We start from the raw sequence: 18,707 nt of genomic DNA, 5'->3' as shown, positions 1-18,707 counted from the left end.
CCCTTTCTAAAGTCAAGAAGTTTTTTTCAAACCTTCCTTTTTCTTCCGTCCGGTCTTTCGAGCTTCCCGCTCTTTCAAGCGGCTGGTGAATCTATCAAACTTACTCACCGTTGTCAATCTCTTTTTTAGCTTTTTTAAAAATCTTTTCAAGACCTTTTAAAAAGCAATCGGCACCTTACGATGCCGTATTTTCCAACATCTTTCTCGTTGCCCGCCGTCTGTCTTTCGGCTTCTTGCGGGAGGGTGAGCTTACTTGATTCAGCCCGCCTTGTCAACTACTTTTTTCTTTTTCTATCAACTTTTTCCGTCTGAACTTTTTCACCAATCAAGGTGTGTCTCAAGCGGAGATGTGTTATATCTAATCTGACTTATGAAGTCAACCACTTATTTCATTTTTTTTAATTTAATTGTCTGTTCCTGCTCCGCCAACATTAAAAAACTTCGCTATCGCCCTGTCAGTCATTATCATATCAAGTACAGTGACGGCAGACATAGCTTCGGCAACAGGTACAACGCGGGGAGCAACACAGGGGTCGTGGCGTCCTTCTGTGATAATTGTCTTCTCATTACCGTAGAGGTCTATGCCCTTTTTGGGTACAGTTATGGAGCTTGCAGGTTTAACCACAAAACGGAATACAATATCCTGACCGCTTGCCATACCACCGAGTGTACCACCGGCATTGTTTGACAGGAAACCGTATTTGGTCACCTCGTCGTTGTGCTCACTGCCGCGCATGAGAGCCGCCGCAAAGCCGCTGCCGAACTCTATACCTTTAACGGCGGGAACAGACAGGATCGCTTTTCCGAGGTTCGCGTTCAGCCTGTCGAATACTGGCTCGCCCACACCGACAGGCACTCCTTTAATGGTCACTTCCACTATGGCACCTACAGAATCGCCGTCATTCTTAGCATCCAATATATAATCAGTCATAGCCTGCACCGCATCGGGGTCACAGGTTCTGATGATATTCTTCTCTATAAAATCGAAATCTCTTTTAACAGCCTTATGAGGACCCACCTGAATGACATATCCTTTAATGTCTATACCAAGTTGTGTCAGCACAGCCTTTGCCACGGCGCCGCCGCAAACACGTCCGATAGTCTCACGGGCTGATGAACGCCCGCCGCCTCTGTGGTCGCGAATACCGTATTTCGAGAAATAAGTAAAATCAGCATGTCCGGGGCGAAACAGATTTTTGACTGCGTCATAATCTCTCGACATCTGATTCTTGTTGAACACCATCATCATTATAGGGGTTCCGGTTGTCTTGCCTTCAAATATACCGCTATAGATATCCACTGTATCGGATTCATCGCGGGGTGTTGATACCTCGCTCTGTCCCGGTCTGCGTCTGTCCAGTTCTTTCTGGACATATCCCAATGAAAGCTCAACGTTAGGCGGGCAGCCGTCAATTACAACGCCTACCGCTTTGCCGTGGCTTTCGCCGAATGTAGTTATGGTAAAATTCTTTCCGAATGTATTCCCAGCCATATTAAAACTCCGTAACTTCGCCGCCTTTGATGCGGATATGTTTTCCTGTATTTACGTCCTCAACCATACATGGAAGAATGGTTCCGTCGTCTCCGTAACCGTTCGCCTCCCAGAAACCCCGAACATATTCATCCGTAAAATATATCTTTTTAAGCCATTTACAGCTTTTGAAACCCCATTGGTTAGGGATGACCATCCGCAGAGGACCGCCATACTCGTGTTCAATCTCTTCCCCTGCAACACCTGTGCAGATTATAACGCGCGGATTCATAAGAAGTTCCGCCGCCAGAGAGGTTTTATAACCGCCCCAGCTCTCCGTATACATATATTTATAGTCAGCCGATGGTTTTACCCAATCTAAAAAATCCTGCCACAAAACACCCTGCCAGTCCGCCCTGACGCTCCATTTTGAAACGGAGGTCAATCTGCTGTTGACTGTGTGTATTTTAAAGTTTGACAGGAATTCGTCTAATTTATAAATACCCGTCTTTTCGCACTCGCCGCCTATCTGTATGGTATAGTCGGCACGTTCCGGCACCTCTTTAATGCGCTCGGCATTGAACACCGGACATTTGACGCTTCGCAGAAATCCCATCACACCAACTGTCTGGCAAGCAAAACACCGCCATATGCCGCAAGAAGGCTCAGAAAAAGATTGCATGCTATATATATGAAAGCGGGGATGATTGCGCCATCTTCAAGCAGGTAGACCGTTTCAACAGAAAAGGTTGAAAAGGTTGTAAAAGCGCCGAGCATACCGACACCAATGAACAGCCTGATATCCTCGCTTGCGACAAGCTTTTCAACAGAAAGCACAACAACAAGACCCAAAATGAAAGAACCGATAACGTTAACGACCACTGTTCCAAACGGAATCTTATCTGTTATCAGGCTATTCGTCCATTTTGTAGTATAAAACCTTGCGATGGCTCCAAGAAATCCGCCTATACCGATTAACAAAATTTTCATTTACAAAACCTCATTTCAGTCTTATATAGAAACTATGACATCAATTCAAGGCGTTATTGCAATCTGTGTGATTGCATTTATTTTGAATTTACCTTTCGGGTGGATAAGAGCCAATACCAGAAAGTTTTCTCTGGCGTGGTTCGCCTGCGTTCACGCACCCATTCCGGTCGTAGCGGTCATCCGCATAGCAACGCATACCCCGTGGACATACATTCCTCTCTTCCTTCTGTTCTCAGTTGCCGGACAGATTCTCGGTGCGAAGATGAAGCGCTTCTGTGTCAAAGCTTCTTAATTTTAAGCCTCAAAGAATTGCTCACAACGCTTACGGATGAAAACGCCATTGCCACACCTGCATACATAGGCATCAAACGTATGCCGAAAGCCGGATAGAAAGCCCCTGCTGCGAGGGGAATCAATACTATATTATAAAAGAACGCCCAGAAAAGGTTCTCTCTGATTATCGCCAGCGTATAACCTGACAGTTTGATAGCTTTTACAATTCTGTCGGTTTTGTCGCCTATGATAGTGATATCTCCCGACTGCATGGCAACCTCTGTTCCGCCGCTCATGGCAAAACCCACATCACTCGCCGCAAGCGCAGCCGCATCGTTGATTCCGTCGCCTACCATGGCAACAACGTCGCCGTTGTTTCTGTATTCATGGAGTTTTTCAAGCTTGCCCTTGGGGCTTACGCCGCTGAAATACTCATATATATCAAGTTTTTCCGCAACGCTCTTCACAGACTTTGCATTGTCTCCGGAGATTATCACAGGAACGATATTCATCTTTTTAAGTTTTGCAACAGTATCGACCGCATCTTCCTTAACGGTGTCCGCCACACCGAACACACCAACGTAGACTCCATCCACAGCGACATATACATGGGAGCCTGAAAAACCGGACTGCGGAGCTTCCACATCGTTGCTTTTCAGGAACTCCAGTTTACCGACAAGAACTTCTCTGCCTTCTATTCTCCCTTTCACGCCCTCGCCGTCTATGTTTATGAAGTTTTCAACGCTATGAATCACTGCGCCTTTACCATTTGCAAAAGCAACAACCGCCTTTGCCAGAGGATGTTCAGAAAGCGTCTCCAGAGATGCGGCATAAGAGAGAAGTTTATCTTCTGTATATCCCACAGCCGTATGCACGTCTTCAACCCTGAGTTTTCCGGTTGTCAGTGTACCCGTTTTATCAAATATCACTCTGTTGACCTTACAGGCTTTTTCAAGGGTTTCGCCGTTTTTGACAAGTATCCCTTCGGAAGCGCCCCTGCCTGTGGCAACCATAACGGCTGTAGGTGTTGCAAGCCCCATAGCACAGGGACATGCAACTATCAGCACTGATACGAACGCCAGCAGGCTGTTGGTCAGAACAGGTTCGGGGCCGAAAATCATCCACAGTCCAAGGGTTGCTCCTGCGATCAGAATAACCGCCGGAACAAAAACAGAAGAGACCTGATCCGCCATTCTCTGAACGCGGGGTTTGGATGCTGTCGCACCCTTAACCGCTTTTATTATACCCGCAAGTACGGTATCAGTACCAACTGAGGTCGCTTTATAAAGGAGAGTTCCGGATGTCAGTATTGTTCCGGCATAAAGGCTTTCGCCAACCCTTTTTGAAACGGGAACCGACTCACCGGTGAGCATGGATTCATCCACACTGCCCTGCCCGTGTTCTACAATTCCGTCAACGGCTATGGAACCGCCGGGCTTAACACGGATAACATCATCTATTTTAAGTGTTGAAGCGGCAACTTCCCGCTCGCCGTCGTTCTCTATTACGGTAGCTGTCTTCGGAGCAAGGTTCAGAAGAGCTTCAATGGCGCCGGCAGCTTTCTTTTTTGCTCTGGTCTCAAGCAGTTTGCCCAGCAGTATGAAAGTTATGATAACCACTGACGCATCATAGTATACATGCGCCATGTTGTGCTGCATAAAAAAGTCATGAAAAATGGTTACAGCTGCGGAATATCCGAACGCGGACAGTGTGCCCAGCGCCAGCAGAGTATTCATATCTGACGTGCGGTTTTTCAGATTCTTCCAGGCTATCTTATAAAATGAGCGCCCACCGAAATACATGACGTAAAGTGACAGGAACATCATGACCCAGTTGGTTATCTGCATATATTTGTGCGGGAGCATTATTACCATTGAAAACAGAAAGACAATGAAAGCAACAGGAGCCGCCAGCTTCAGCGATTTTGCGTAATAAGCTTCCGTCTCGTCATCGGAGATATCTTTGTCCACGCCTTTGTAAACGTAGCCGATACGTTCAATCTCCTGCGCGATGTCATCTATGTCCACAACTGCAGGATCGTATTCTACAGCCGCTGAGTTCGTTGCAAGATTGACAGCAACGGAACTGATCCCTTCGACCTTTCCGAGTTTCTTCTCAACACGGCGCACACAAGCAGCACAGGTCATTCCGCCTATGTTCACGTTTTTTTCTACAAGTTTTGAAGACATATGAACTCCGACAAAAAATATTGATATTCAACATCAATATAAGAAAAGCCCTCCTGAAATACAAGAGGGCTTTTTGAATATTTGAATATTTAATCAATCAGCGCGTGTGGAACAACTTCGTCAAACGTGCTGACGTAAACTATCTCAAGAGCTTTGGTCACATATTTCGGAAGACCGCGGAGGTCTTTTTCGTTTTTCGCAGGCACCAGCACCTTTTTAATGCCGTGGCGTTTTGCAGCCAGCAGTTTTTCCTTAAGTCCGCCGATGGGCAGAACCTTTCCGGTGATGGTTATTTCGCCCGTCATGGCTAGGCTTTTCTCCACTTTTTTACCTGTCAGACAGGACAGGATAGCTGTCGCCATGGTAATGCCAGCACTGGGTCCGTCCTTCGGTATAGCTCCGGCAGGAACGTGGACGTGTATATCAAAGTTTTCAAAATCCTCGTTGCTTATGCCGTATTTCTCGCCGATTGTACGGACATAGGTCATTGCGGCACGGGATGATTCTTTCATAACATCGCCAAGCTGTCCTGTAACGTTCAGCGCGCCTTTGCCCTTAAACTTGGTACATTCGACAAAAAGCACGTCTCCGCCCACGGGAGTCCACGCAAGTCCTGTTACAACGCCGACCTCGTTCTCTTTCAGAGCGTCTTCACCAAGGAACTTTATAGGTCCGAGGTATTTTTCAAGTGACTTATCCGTAACTACGAAAGATGCCGCCTTGTCGCCCTCCGCTATCTTTCGTCCTATCTTTCTGCACACCGTACCGATAGTACGCTCAAGGTTACGGAGTCCGCTCTCCATTGTGTAGCCTGAAATAAGCTCAGACAGAGCTTTTTTGGTGAACGTCACGTCGTGGTCGTCTATGCCGTTCTCTTTTTTCTGTCTGGGTATCAGGTATTTTTCAGCAATCTTTATCTTTTCCTCTTCCGTATAACCGGGGATGTTGATTATCTCCATCCTGTCTTTAAGCGCCGGAGGTATCGGGTCGAGGTAATTCGCAGTGGTGATAAACAGCACTTTCGACAGGTCGAAAGGCACGCCCATGTAGTGATCCGTAAAGGACACGTTCTGCACGGGATCAAGCACCTCAAGCAGAGCGGAAGACGGGTCGCCCCGGAAGTCGGAACCTAGCTTATCAATTTCATCAAGCATAAAGACAGGGTTGTTAGTTCCCGCCGTCTTCATCCCCTGAATTATCTTGCCCGGAAGCGCACCGATATACGTTCTTCTGTGACCGCGTATCTCCGCTTCGTCCCTAACGCCGCCAAGGGACATACGGACGTATTTTCTGCCCATTGCTTTTGCGACTGACATACCAAGAGAGGTTTTGCCCACTCCGGGAGGTCCCGCGAGACAAAGTATGGGGCTTTTAAGATCGTTTTTCAGCTTGCGCAGAGCGAGGAAGTCCAGAATCCTGTCCTTCACCTCTTCCAGACCGAAGTGATCCTCATCCAGTATTTTCTTAGCATTCTTAATATCTATCATATCTTTGGTGGCTTTGCTCCATGGGATTTCCACCATCCAGTCGAGATACGTTCTTGCAACAGTTGCCTCGGCAGAATCGGGATGCATCTTCGACAGCCTGTCGAGCTGTTTCATTGCCTCGTCGTTCACCTTTTTAGGCATTTTGCATTTCTTTATCTTTTTGGCGTACTCATCCATTTCGACCTGAAAGTCGTCCTCTTCACCCAGCTCTTTTTTGATAGCTTTGAGCTGCTCGCGGAGGAAATACTCTTTCTGGCTTTTGTCTATCTCACCTCTGGCATCGTTCATTATCTTCTGCTGAACTTCCAGAATGGATATTTCGCGGTTAAGGAGTTCGCCTACCTTTTTAAGTCTGTCCACAGGGTTCTCTATCTCAAGAACTTCCTGCCCCTCGTCCATCTTAAGTCCGAGGTTGGATACGATTATATCCGCCAGTTTCCCCGGTTCGTCTATGCTGTCTATAACAGCAAGCAGATCCGGCAGCATGGGTTTGCCAAGTGAAACCGCTTTGCTGAGAAGCTCTTTCGAGTGGCGAAGGAGTGCCTGCTCGTCGATGTTCTCCTGTTTAACGGAATCGTTTATCTGCTCTATCTTAACGCGCATGCCCTGATCGCTCTCAACATAATCGGTAATCTTCGCACGTTTGATACCCTGAATCAGCAGTTTGACTCTGCTGTCGGGCATCTTGAGCATACGAAGGATGACGGCAACTGTGCCGACCTTGTATATTTCGTCCTTTTCAGGATCCTCAACGGATGCATCCTTCTGGCAGGCAAGAAAAATCAGCCTGTCCTCGTTCAGCGCCTCGTTAACGGCGGCGATACTCTGTTCCCTGCCGACATAAAGCGGCAGAACCATGTATGGGAAAACAACTATGTCCCTTACGGGAAGGAGCGGAAGCTCATCGGGTATGTTTATTTCCTGCTCGAATTGTTCCATGTTTATCTCCTCTCAATCATTCAAGTTCACAAGCACATCTGGATATTCTGACTGTAAGTACACCGTCTTTCAGTTTTGCGGTGGTATCGGAATCGTTAACGCAGAAAGGCAGACGAACCACCCTGCGAAACCAAACCGCCTCACGCTCAACACGGATATAACGTACCTGTTCAATACATTCTTTCGGTCTCATGCCTTCGACAACAACTATGTCATCGAGCTGGTAAACGGTGAAATCGTCAGCGGAAAGCCCCGGCAGTTCGACATAGATATTGATATCCGTATCGTTTATAACAATGTCCATCGGGGGACCCTGTGTCTCTGTCAGACTTGCTTTGGCAGAGTTTGCAAACCTTAAAAGCTCATCCAGTTCTTTTTTGAATAATCCGTGGATGAATTTAATTTTCTCTATTTTGTCGTGCATTTGCTCCACCTCTCACGGTGTCAGATTTGCATACCTTTTATAACTTTCATTGCGTGTTCGCGCATATCTTCCCTATCCAGTGCAAAATTTACGGCAGCCTCAAACAGCCCGAACTTATTTCCGCAGTCAAACCTTTTTCCTTCAAAACTATAGCCGTATACTCTGCTTGATTTTGCCACCTCAAGGATAGCGTCAGTAAGCTGTATCTCCCCGCCGGCACCTCGTGGTATGGTCTGAAGAGCGTCCATTACCTCGCTGGTCAGGATGTATCTTCCGATTATCGCAAGGTTTGAGGGCGGGTTCTTTTTCGGTTTCTCCACCATACCTTCCAATCTCATCATCCTGTCGTCAACCCTTTCACCCGGAACGACAATTCCGTATTTTGAGGTGTCCTCGTCCGGCACCTCCATAAGGGAGATAACCGATTTCCTCGTCCTGTTGAACTGCTCGACAAGCTGCGCTGTAACAGGCACTTTGCTCATTATTATATCGTCGGGCAGAATCACAGCGAAGGGTTCATTGCCTACGGCATCCTTTGCGCAGAGAACCGCATGTCCAAGCCCGTTGGGGTTTTTCTGGCGGACGTATGTGATGTCGCACATCTCCGATATTCTGCGCATCTCCTCAAGAGCCTTCACCTTGCCGTTAGACTCAAGCTGATACTCAAGCTCCGGCGTATTATCAAAATAATCCTCCAGAGCGCGTTTGCTTCTGGCGGAAACAAATATGACCCGTTCTATCCCCGCTGCGATAACCTCTTCAACTGCATACTGTATCAGCGGTTTGTCTATTAATGTAACCATCTCTTTCGGGATGGATTTTGTCGCAGGTAAAAGCCTTGTTCCAAGCCCCGCAACAGGGAATACTGCTGTTCTAACTCTCATGAATCACCTTTGAATATATTAATCCGGCATAGCCCACAACACTGTTAAAGTCTCCGGAAACGACGCCGCTGTGGGTGTGTTCGACCAGTTCCGCCTTATGCGCGCCGCAAAGTCCGCAATAATGCAGACCTATGTAAGCTGGGAAAATACCGCACATCGATATACTGTTCGTAAACACGCTATTATACAGCATATTTTCATCGGATTTCAACAGAGCATCCAGTGCAATGGAGTCTTTTTGCTCTGTTATCTGCGCATTTTCAAAGTGATTCATGTCAGAACTCACTACAACCAGCGCATTTTTGTCTCTGACTGATGAAAATAATACCTCAGCGGCAGATTTTAAAGTGTTTTTATGCATATTTTTTACAGTTATACATGTTATTTTTACATCAGAACGTAAAAATTTGAGCATAGGTACGATAACTTCCAGAGAATGTTCTCTGCGATGCGCCTGTGTGTCCCTTTCAAAGATATCTGACAAACAAAGTGTGTTCACTGTTTCCCCGTCAATTATTACATCGCCGAAAGGAGTCTCCCACTCGCCCTCAGGATACACCGAAACAGCAGCACCCGCACCGGTGTGGTTCGGTCCCATAATCACGACATGTTCCGGAATATTAACTGACGACAAAGTTCTGAAAGCGGTGGCGCCTGAATAGATGTAACCGGCATGCGGAACAATAACCATCAGGGCATCTTTTTTAGGAAGTTTGGAAGTGTTCTCTTTGAAGAATTCTGTAAGTTCGTTTTTATCCGCGGGGTAGAAATATCCCGCTACCGCTGCCTGTCTGCGCATATCTGTTTACCTACCTTGTCAAACCATTCGGAGGTCAGCTTAACGGAAATGTTAAAATAACTGAAATCGTTAAGCAGTATCAGCTTTTTGTCCAGACTGTTCATCACCCAAGGCATCCTGTTGCGGGAAATGACCAGCTCTTTGACCCTTTTAAAGCTGAATTTGTTCAGAAAATGCAGTTTTGAACTTAAAAATGCGAGGTTATCGGAACTTTTGCTGCCGATTATCACAAGTCTGTTACCGGATCGGCACATTTCAATTCTTCGACCGTCGCACATGAAAATTATATAGTCGTTGCCAAGGGCATCGTTTATATCAAAATCGGTGTCGTACAATGAAAGTTTTTCGCTTCCCGCAACGAACTCAAGATAGCCCGTAACGATAACAGCGTTGCCGTTATCCTCTGCAATAGCGGAGAAGCTGGAAGCGCTGGACACAGGAGACGTGACCATGTTGTTATCCTCAAGCGCCTGCCGTCTGAAAAGCGAAAGGTCGATTATATCGCCGCAGCCAAGTCCTTTTGAAATTCCGCGCAGTTCGCCTGAAACTCCGCGCACACTGAAACCGGACAGGAACGATTTTTTGAGTTTCATAAAGCGCTTGGAGGTTCCAAGTCCCGGTTCGTTCTGATAGAACGTACGGTATCCGCCGTCGAAGAACACATGAACGTTCTCCGCCGTTATTTCAGGGAATTGCTCGTTCTTCACCAGCTTAACGTCAAAGCCTCTGTTGCGGACGTTCTCTGCAACTTTCAGCAGATTTGGCGAAGGGTTTAAGAAAATATAATCAGCCATATATCAGCCGTATACCTTTATTTCGTTATAAAAAGCATCGCGCTCCACAGCGGTCAGTCCCGCCGAACGGGCAAAATCAGCCATCTGATTAACAGTAAGCCCATCGCTGCTCTTTGCTCCGGCTGCGTGAGTTATGTTCTCTTTAACAATGGTTCCGTCAAGATCGTCCGCACCGAAGCGCAAAGCAACCTGAGCGGTTTTCTCACCGAGCATCACCCAGTAAGCCTTTATATGCGGCACATTGTCCAGAACAATTCTGGAAACGGCTGTGGTCTTAAGGTCTTCAACACCTGTCGACGCAGGAATATGACTCAGAAAGGTGTTTTCCGGATGAAATGAGAGCGGGATAAAAGCCTGAATACCGCCTGTTTCCTCTTGCAGTGTACGCAAGGTCTCAAGGTGGCGCATCTTATGTTCATCTTTTTCTATATGTCCGTAAAGCATTGTGGCGTTGGTCATTATCCCAAGCCCGTGAGCCGTTCTGTGTATTTCAAGCCATCTTTCCGCAGGTATCTTTTCGGGACAGATAACATTTCTGACCTCAGGGTCGAATATCTCCGCACCGCCACCAGGCATCATCTCAAGCCCTGCCTGTTTGAGTGCTTTCAGAACTTCTGCGACAGAAAGATCTGATATCTTTGAAAAATAATCTATTTCAACAGCGCTGAACGCTTTGATGGTTTTGTCAGGATACGCGGTTTTCAGTGCAGAAACCGCATCGGTGTAAAATTTGAAGGGTTTATCCGGATGAAGACCGCCGACTATATGTATCTCTCTGGCATCAGGCGCCTTTTCGTCTACATATCTAACCATGTGGTCTATTTCATAAAGATACGAACCGTCGTCGCCGGTATCTTTTGCAAAAGCGCAGAAACGGCATTTGCTTACACAGATATTAGTATAGTTGAGGTGAAGATTGCGGACAAAAAAAGTCTTTTTGCCCCACATCTTTTGTCTTATATCATCCGCCTGTCTGCCAAGCGTAAGGAAGTCTTTTTTGAAGAGATTTTCCACGATAAACTCCAGTCAGGTACACTGTACCACACCAGAAACTAACACACAGCAAAGCTTTAATCAATATTAAACTGAAAGGTTTACATGCTGCATCTGAATGAGCCGCCTTCAAACATCTGGGCATTGTTGCGCCCTTTGCTCTTCGCCTCATAAAGTGCAATATCTGCTTTCTGTACGAAACTGTCGATGGTGTCGGTCTCTGCGAACTCGGCGACACCGAAACTGCAGGTAACTTCCTTGCAGATTGGAAATTCATACGATGCTATGGAGTTGCGCAGTCTGTCCGCTATTTCAAACGCACCCTCGGCATCCGTTCCGGGCATAAGTACGGCAAATTCCTCGCCTCCGTAGCGGGCGAGAATATCCGTTTTGCGTATTCCTTTGCGGATAAGCTCAGTAAGCTGTATCAGTACCTTATCGCCCACAGAGTGACCGAAAATATCGTTGATGTTCTTAAAATAGTCTGCATCCATCATTATCAGAGAAAGTTTCTGTCCGTAACGGTTGACCCTCTCCACCTCTTTCTCGATCTCGTCAAAGAATTTTTTACGGTTATATACTTTCGTAAGCGGATCCTGAAGAGACAGTATCATATAGAGCTGTTTCTCCATCTCAAGGTGGGTTACATCGGCAAATGACAGCAGATATTCGTTTTTGCCTGGTACATGCCTTACGGTGAGGATGAAAGTGGATTCGTCATCGTCGACGCTGGTGTCCGGTCTCATGACAACGATACGGCTTGTCTGCCTGTCGTCCGCAGCGGTTGCTATCCAGTCGGTTATCTTTTTGCCGGCATAGAATGAATCGTCCTTATCCACAAAAGCCTTGTCCAGAGAACCGTAACGAAGGCTGAAATCCTCAAGTCCGGTACATTTGAGAAAGCTCAGAAAAGAATCGTTTATATATGTACACTGCGTGCCTTCGATTGTCGCCAGAAAGTTCGGGTTAAGATCCATCAGCTCACGGAAAAACTTGTTCTGTTCTTCAAGCTGTTTTTTATAGTGTACGGCAGATGAAAGATGCAGGATGACCTTCATCAGTTCCCTGAAATCAACAGGTTTTTTGATATATTTGTCAACACCCACATCAATGGCTTTAAGCAGAAATTCTTCGTCGTTGTGACCTGTGGTTATGACAACAGGAGTGCTTGGAGATATCTCCTTTATCCTGCGTGACATGGCAAGCCCGTCCATAACAGGCATACGGATATCCGTCACCACTATGTCAGGTTTATGCTTCTCGAAAAGCTCAAGTCCTTCCTGCCCGTTTGCCCCAAGATAAATAGTGCCGGAGCGGCGTTGAAAAAATCTTTGAAGCCCCTCTCTGATAGCAGGTTCATCTTCCACATAAAGAATTGTTATGTTTGAAAATCTGTCTTCTTGCATTGATCACCGAATAATTAATATTAGCATTATTTTGTGTATATAAAAAGCTAAATGATACATAAATGATATAAAAATAAACAAACCTGCCCAAACGGGCAGGTTTATTTTATTCAACAGTTATTTACAAAAGGTAAAGTGTTGCCAGATAACCGGCGATACTCATTGTTATCGTATAAGGCAGAGCAAGCTTCACCATTTCCATGTAAGAAAGCTTTATGACAGGCGCAAGCGCAGATGTCAGAAGGAAAAGGAATGCCGCCTGACCGTTAGGCGTGGCGACAGAAGGGATGTTTGTTCCCATGTTGATAGACACAGCAAGTTTTGCAAGATGTTCCAGTTTCTGAAAATTTTCAGGTGAAAGATCAGTGGCATGGTGTCCGAGAAGTGGTGCAACATCACTGAAATGACTCATGGTCTCGTTCATATACACCGTCGCAACAAAAACGTTGTCCGAAATTGAGGACAACACTCCGTTAGCAATGAAATATGCGCCGAGCTGTGCGTGACCGTGCAGACTGAGAACGTAGCCTATAACAGGCTTAAAAAGCTCCTGATCGTGTATTACGGCAACAATGGCAAAAAAGACAACCAAAAGAGCTGTAAAAGGGAGTGCCTCAGTAAAGGCATGACCTATTTCATGTTCGCTCACGATGCCGTTAAGGGCTGTGAGCAGAACTATCAGGGTCAGACCGATAACGCCGACCTCTGCAATGTGGAAAGCCAGCGACAGAACAAGACCAACACCCAGAATCCCCTGAATGATGAGTTTCAGCTTTCTGGATGTGTCCATCTTTTCGGCGTCCTTCTCTACGTTGCGTTTCAGAACTTCATAAACGTTCTGCGGAAGCTGAAAGCCATAGCCCATTATTTTGACCTTTTCAAGCAGCAGACAGGTAGCAAGCCCTGTCAGCAGAACAGGTATGGAAACAGGTGCGGCATGGAAGAAGAAATCAGCAAAGTGCCATTTCATCTTTTCACCAATAATAAGGTTCTGCGGTTCGCCAACCAGCGTACATGCTCCGCCAAGAGCCGTACCGACAGCTGCGTGCATCATAAGATTGCGCAGAAAACCTCTGAACTGGTCAAGGTCGTCAAGGTGTTCCTCAGGAATATTCCCGTCGTTACCCACATTGTATTCGACATCGTTAAGCGATGACGCATACTCGTGATAGACCTTATAAAATCCATATGCAACAGAGATGACCACCGCTGTAACGGTGAGCGCATCGAGAAATGCCGAAAGAAATGCTCCGGCGAAGCAGAAGAAAAGCGACAGCATCATCTTTGAACGTACATTCACAAGCAGTCTTGAAAAGATGAAGAGCAGCATATCCTTCATAAAGTAGATAGCGGCAACCATGAACATCAGAAGCATTATAACCGGAAAGTTGGCGTGTGCTTCCTCATAAACGGTCGCGGGTGATGTCATGCCCAAAACAACTGCCTCCACCGCAAGAAGTCCGGCAGGCGGGAGCGGATAACAGTTAAGAGCCATGGCAAGGGTGAAGATAAATTCGATGATCAGCACCCAGCCGGTAATAAATGAGCCGACAGTTAAAAGCAGGATCGGGTTCAGAATTAAGAAACAGAGAATGGTGAGCTTATACCACTTGGGCGCATCACCTAAAAAATTGGCAGTGAATACCTTACCCATGTTCATTGTGTATTCTCCTCATGCGTATAGCACACAATACGCGATTTTACAGAATCACAAGTTTAAAAACAAGGGAGAAAATATGTCCGCTACAAAAATAAGCCTTACTTTTTAAATAATTATAGAAGGTAGATAGTCGCGGCAAAGCCTGTTATGCTCATAACTATGGTATAGGGAAGAGCCAGTTTCACCATCTCGACATATGAAAGCCTTATCAGAGGCGCAAGAGCAGATGTCAGAAGGAAAAGGAACGCAGCCTGACCGTTGGGGGTGGCAACGGACGGAATGTTGGTTCCGGTGTTGATGGAAGCTGCCAGTTTTGAGAGGTGTTCAATCCTTCCTGCCTGTTCGGGGGTGAGTCCATCATGAGTACCCAGAAGGGGAGCTATGTCTTTAAAACCGCTTATGGTTTCGTTCATATAAACAGTCGCAACGAATACGTTGTCTGAAACAGCAGAAAGGACGCCGTTAGCAACGAAATATGCCCCAAGCTGTGCATGTCCTGACATTGCAAGAACATAATCCGTAACGGGTTTGAAAAGGTGCTGGTCGTGTATGACTGCAACAACTGCAAAAAACACAACCAGAAGAGCAGTGAACGGCAGAGACTCCGTAAATGCGTGACCTATCTCATGCTCGCTGATGATTCCGTTGAAGGCAGCCAGAAGAACTATGAGGAAAAGACCGATAACTCCGACCTCCGCAAGGTGCAGAGCAAGTGACAGCACAAGCAGAACGCCCACAATACCCTGAACAATAAGCTTCATTTTGCCGGAGGCATCTATCTCTTCCGCCTGTTTCTCGACATTCTTCTTAAGAACATCGTATACGTTTTCGGGAAGCTGATAACCGTAGCCGAATATCTTTGTCTTTTCAAGCGCCCAGCATGTGGCAAGTCCAGCTATCAGAACAGGAAATGTCACTCTGTATGTATGAACGACGAATTCGGCGAAATGCCATTTCATTTTTTCAGCAATAATAAGGTTCTGCGGCTCGCCCACCATTGTTGTAACACCGCCGAGAGCCGTACCCACAGCCGCATGCATCATAAGGTTGCGCAGAAAGCCTTTGAACTGTTCCATATCAGCTTTGTGTGCATCGAGAACAAGACTGTCATCGTCAACCGCATACTCCTCCGCTTCATCGTCTGAAGCATACGCGTGGTAAACGGAATAAAAACCGTATGCAACTGCAATGATAACTGCCGTAACCGTAAGGGCATCGAGGAAAGCGGAAAGAAAAGCACTGACAAAACAGAACAAAAGCGACAGAAAAACCTTTGACCTGACGTTTATGAGGAGTTTTGTGAATACGAACAGCAGTCCGTCCTTCATAAAGTGTATGCCCGCCACCATGAACATCAGAAGCATGATAACAGGAAAATTTGCGTGTGTTTCGTGATAGACCGTTGCCGGTGAAGTAAGTCCCATAACAACACATTCAAGAGCTATGAGACCCGCAGGAGCCAGAGGATAACATTTCAGAGCCATGGCAAGGGTGAAAATGAATTCTGCGATGATCACCCAGCCTGTGAAAAAAGACCCGAATATCGCAAGCAGAAAAGGGTTGGCAACTATAAAGCCCAAAACCGTAAGTTTATACCAGTTCGGAGCCTCACCAAGAAAGTTATGAACAAACTGCTTACCCATATGTTATACTCCTCATTTAATAAGTTTTATTACATGAGGAGTATATCTTATATTTCAACGAAGAACAATATTTATCGGAAATAACCCAACAAAAAACTTACACGCTTAAAATTTAACAATCACAGAAAAATTGCCTTCGCAGAATCTCCTTTATCAAGGCTTCCTGTCTCTTCATCCAGAAGCAGAAGTGCATTCACGCGGGCAAAACTTATAAAGTGCGAGGTCTTCTGCGTACCCGCATCAACAGCGGTAAACACACCGTTTACAGGTTTCACCACTGCACGGTTTATATCGAACCTGCCCTCTTTGCAAGATGTCCTGCTTCCCATGACAACATTCACTTCTTCATTTTCAAAAGTTTCGTATCCGTAACATTTTTTAAGGAACGGGATGATGTAAAAAACCAGATTTGTCATAAAAGCCGCAGGATATCCGGGCATACCGATGAAGGTGCATCCGTCTTTTTTTGCAGTCATGAGCGGACTTCCGGGCTTGATTGCGGTTCTTGAAAAGAGTATCTCATACCCGCAGGTGTTGAAAACTTCTTTCACATAGTCATATTTACCCATGGAGATGCCGCCGGACGATATGATAATGTCGTATTTCTCAGACATCATCTCAAAGACTTCCGCAACGTCCTCTTTGCTGTCCTTCACATGTCCTGCATATTCAAAATCGAACCTGTATTTTCTGAACATGGATTCGAGAATATATTTATTTGTATTGTATACAAAGCCTTTGCGATATTCCTCACCCGCTTCCAGTATCTCGTCACCTGTAACAAAAATGCCGATCTTCGGACGTTTATATACTTTTACTTTGCCCCTGCCCAGATAGAACAGAACAGGGAAAAGTCCGTCGGTCACAACACTGCCCTTTGTTGCGGCAACGTCGCCTTTAGAATTCTCTTCCGCTATTTTATTGATATTCTCTCCGGTCGAACATTCAGGGATGATAACTCTGCCGTTTTCGGTTTTGCAGTCTTCCACGCGGGCAACCGCCAAAGCATTTTCAGGCACGTTTCCGCCTGTCATAACGAATACAGTCTCGTCACCGCTTATGGATTCGGCTCCTTTGCGTCCGGCACCTGTTTCGCCTATCTGGTTATAACTTGTGTGACCGGGTATGTGCGCATAGCCGTCCACAGCAGATTTGCGGCAATCTGGATAGTCCCTTTCCGTAAGAATATCCTCCGCCAGAACACGCATATAGCTGTCTCGTACGTCAACCTCTTCGATTTCCGGTCTGGCAGCTATTGAATAGAGTATCTCTTTTGCTTTATGCCTTGAAACTTTCATTTGTCAGCCCCTCCCGAAAGGACAGATGGGATAAACGCATTTACTGCAGAAATGGCAAAGCCCGCCGTGTGCAAGAAGCGCCATATCCTTTTTACCGATTTTTTCGCCGGCAAGTATTCTGGGAAGAAGTATGTCGAAGCTGGTGGCTGTGAAGTGAAGAGCCGCCGCTGGTATGGCACATACGGGTTTGTCGCCGTAATAGCCCATTGTCATGTTGTTGCCCGGCTGTATCTGCGAACCTTTCATTTCGTATGTAACACCTGCGTCAAGAAGTGCCTGCGCAGTGATATCGTCAGGGTCTACCGACGTTCCTCCGGTTGTGATGAGCATATCAGCTTTTTCCGCCATCTCTTTCACAGCTTTGATGACAATTTCCGGTTCATCCGGAACGATGCGGTAATCTATCAGATCAACACCCCATCTCTTGAGTTTCGGTTCAAGTTTCGGACGGAAGCCGTCCTTTATGCGTCCCTCATAAACTTCGCTGCCTGTAATGAGCATAGCGGCTGTCTTAATGACGAACGGTTTCACCTCAATAAGAGGAGTATCAAGAATCTCTTTGACCCTGTCCATGACACTCTGTTCGCAGACAAGGGGGATTATTCGGAATGCGGCGACCTGTTTCCCCGCTTCCACACTCATATTATTATGTATTGTGGGCAGAGAAGGCACGCCGATGTTGTTTATTTCAAAAAGGCGCTCTTCGTCAACTTTGAAAAGCCCGTCGATCTCGGCATAAAAACTGACCTTCCCTTCAGAAGTCTCAGCGTCATATTTTATATTTTTTCCTGCGATGAGAGGCGCCGCGATCCGTGCCGCGTCGTCTTCGTGAACTCCGGTTGAATTACCGTCTTCGATGAAAATTGATCTTCTGCCGAGGCTTTTAAGATGTTCAACCTCTTCCGCGGCAATAATGTGTCCGCGTTTGTAGGCTCTGTGTTTAAGCCCTTTAGCGAGATTGACTTCGGTGATATCGTATGCGAGGACATGCCCGACGGCATCCTCAACGGCAACCTTCTTCATTGAACCCCCACTCAATTAATGATAATAATATCAGTTGTTTATTTCACAGCACTCTGACGGATGCTTTACAAAGATCGGAACGTTTCTGTCCATGGCAAGAATAACACCGTCAGAAGGGCGGCAGTCTATCTTTATATCCTTACCTTCTGAGGTCATGAACAGATTTGCTTTATAAATTCCGCAGTCGCAGTTATCTATCACAAGTTTATGGAATTTTACACTTTCAACGGCGTCAAGTATGGGCGAGAGCATATCATAAGCGGACTTTTTGCATTTGCCGCTTGTGCATTTTCTGGAGTGAATGTTTTCAGCTTCGTATTTGCCTATTGGGATTAAAACAGATTCCTCTGTCATGTCAACTGAATCCAGAATAAGAAGATATCTGGAGGTAAGCGGTTCTCTGATAACCTTGTACACCTTCACTTCATACATTT

Annotated in this window: 17 protein-coding genes; 1 reads left to right on the top strand and 16 read right to left on the bottom strand. The window is 46.2% G+C overall.

The annotated features are described in order from the left end of the window. Positions 1–403: 403 nt before the first annotated feature. From aroC to crcB, 3 genes are read right to left on the bottom strand one after another with little or no spacing between them, the layout of a single operon-like run. A complete protein-coding gene (aroC, locus tag LRY47_RS04395; RefSeq protein WP_295222930.1) occupies positions 404–1,492 on the bottom strand; it encodes a chorismate synthase in 1,089 nt (362 codons plus the stop codon). Between the two features lies 1 nt (position 1,493). Then, entirely contained in the window at positions 1,494–2,087 is a 594-nt protein-coding gene (locus tag LRY47_RS04390; protein WP_295222934.1) for a molybdopterin-dependent oxidoreductase, read from the bottom strand. Continuing rightward, the gene (gene crcB, locus LRY47_RS04385; protein ID WP_295222928.1) at positions 2,087–2,461 is read right to left on the bottom strand and encodes a fluoride efflux transporter CrcB; all 375 of its coding nucleotides are present in this window, start codon (positions 2,459–2,461) and stop codon (positions 2,087–2,089) included. Before crcB ends, LRY47_RS04390 begins: the two co-directional genes overlap by 1 nt. 34 nt (positions 2,462–2,495) lie before the next feature. Between crcB and LRY47_RS04380 the strand changes: the two genes are divergently transcribed. Further along, positions 2,496–2,753 carry a hypothetical protein gene (locus LRY47_RS04380; protein WP_295222926.1) on the top strand — a complete coding sequence of 86 codons (258 nt, stop codon included), beginning with the start codon at positions 2,496–2,498 and terminating at the stop codon, positions 2,751–2,753. On the opposite strand, the gene LRY47_RS04375 is transcribed toward LRY47_RS04380, so the two are convergent. The 13 genes from LRY47_RS04375 to LRY47_RS04315 form a co-directional block, all read right to left on the bottom strand. After that, complete coding sequence (locus LRY47_RS04375; RefSeq protein ID WP_295222924.1) at positions 2,740–4,923, bottom strand: heavy metal translocating P-type ATPase; 2,184 nt, start codon at positions 4,921–4,923, stop codon at positions 2,740–2,742. The genes LRY47_RS04380 and LRY47_RS04375 overlap by 14 nt on opposite strands. Before the next feature lie 89 nt (positions 4,924–5,012). After that, complete coding sequence (gene lon / locus LRY47_RS04370; RefSeq protein WP_295222922.1) at positions 5,013–7,349, bottom strand: endopeptidase La; 2,337 nt, start codon at positions 7,347–7,349, stop codon at positions 5,013–5,015. 16 nt (positions 7,350–7,365) lie between these two features. Then, positions 7,366–7,773, bottom strand: coding sequence for an Hsp20/alpha crystallin family protein (locus LRY47_RS04365; protein WP_295222920.1), 408 nt, complete (start codon positions 7,771–7,773; stop codon positions 7,366–7,368). Positions 7,774–7,793: 20 nt separating this feature from the next. After that, positions 7,794–8,657, bottom strand: a complete 864-nt coding sequence (galU, locus tag LRY47_RS04360) for a UTP--glucose-1-phosphate uridylyltransferase GalU (RefSeq protein WP_295222919.1) — start codon at positions 8,655–8,657, stop codon at positions 7,794–7,796. Further along, the gene (amrB, locus tag LRY47_RS04355) at positions 8,647–9,456 is read right to left on the bottom strand and encodes an AmmeMemoRadiSam system protein B (RefSeq protein ID WP_295222917.1); all 810 of its coding nucleotides are present in this window, start codon (positions 9,454–9,456) and stop codon (positions 8,647–8,649) included. The genes galU and amrB overlap by 11 nt, the downstream gene beginning before the upstream one ends. Further along, on the bottom strand, positions 9,435–10,250 hold the full coding sequence (locus LRY47_RS04350) for a hypothetical protein (RefSeq protein WP_295222915.1): 816 nt from the start codon (positions 10,248–10,250) through the stop codon (positions 9,435–9,437). Before LRY47_RS04350 ends, amrB begins: the two co-directional genes overlap by 22 nt. Before the next feature lie 3 nt (positions 10,251–10,253). Next, the gene (gene mqnE, locus LRY47_RS04345; protein ID WP_295222913.1) at positions 10,254–11,264 is read right to left on the bottom strand and encodes an aminofutalosine synthase MqnE; all 1,011 of its coding nucleotides are present in this window, start codon (positions 11,262–11,264) and stop codon (positions 10,254–10,256) included. Between the two features lie 80 nt (positions 11,265–11,344). Continuing rightward, entirely contained in the window at positions 11,345–12,649 is a 1,305-nt protein-coding gene (locus LRY47_RS04340) for a diguanylate cyclase (RefSeq protein WP_295222911.1), read from the bottom strand. 121 nt (positions 12,650–12,770) lie between these two features. Next, the gene (nhaB, locus tag LRY47_RS04335) at positions 12,771–14,309 is read right to left on the bottom strand and encodes a sodium/proton antiporter NhaB (RefSeq protein ID WP_295222910.1); all 1,539 of its coding nucleotides are present in this window, start codon (positions 14,307–14,309) and stop codon (positions 12,771–12,773) included. A 113-nt stretch (positions 14,310–14,422) separates the two neighbouring features. Next, positions 14,423–15,952, bottom strand: a complete 1,530-nt coding sequence (nhaB, locus tag LRY47_RS04330; RefSeq protein ID WP_295222909.1) for a sodium/proton antiporter NhaB — start codon at positions 15,950–15,952, stop codon at positions 14,423–14,425. Between the two features lie 119 nt (positions 15,953–16,071). Then, positions 16,072–17,250 carry a molybdopterin molybdotransferase MoeA gene (locus LRY47_RS04325; RefSeq protein WP_295222907.1) on the bottom strand — a complete coding sequence of 393 codons (1,179 nt, stop codon included), beginning with the start codon at positions 17,248–17,250 and terminating at the stop codon, positions 16,072–16,074. A gap of 3 nt (positions 17,251–17,253) precedes the next feature. After that, the gene (locus tag LRY47_RS04320) at positions 17,254–18,273 is read right to left on the bottom strand and encodes a molybdopterin-binding protein (protein ID WP_295222905.1); all 1,020 of its coding nucleotides are present in this window, start codon (positions 18,271–18,273) and stop codon (positions 17,254–17,256) included. Positions 18,274–18,303: 30 nt separating this feature from the next. Beyond that, positions 18,304–18,705: a bifunctional nuclease domain-containing protein gene (locus LRY47_RS04315; protein WP_295222904.1), complete on the bottom strand. Its 402-nt coding sequence runs from the start codon at positions 18,703–18,705 to the stop codon at positions 18,304–18,306. Between the last annotated feature and the right edge of the window lie 2 nt (positions 18,706–18,707).

It is taken from the genome of Seleniivibrio sp. (assembly GCF_021209385.1).
Classification (GTDB): domain Bacteria; phylum Chrysiogenota; class Deferribacteres; order Deferribacterales; family Geovibrionaceae; genus Seleniivibrio.
This window is presented reverse-complemented; position numbering and strand designations above follow the sequence as displayed.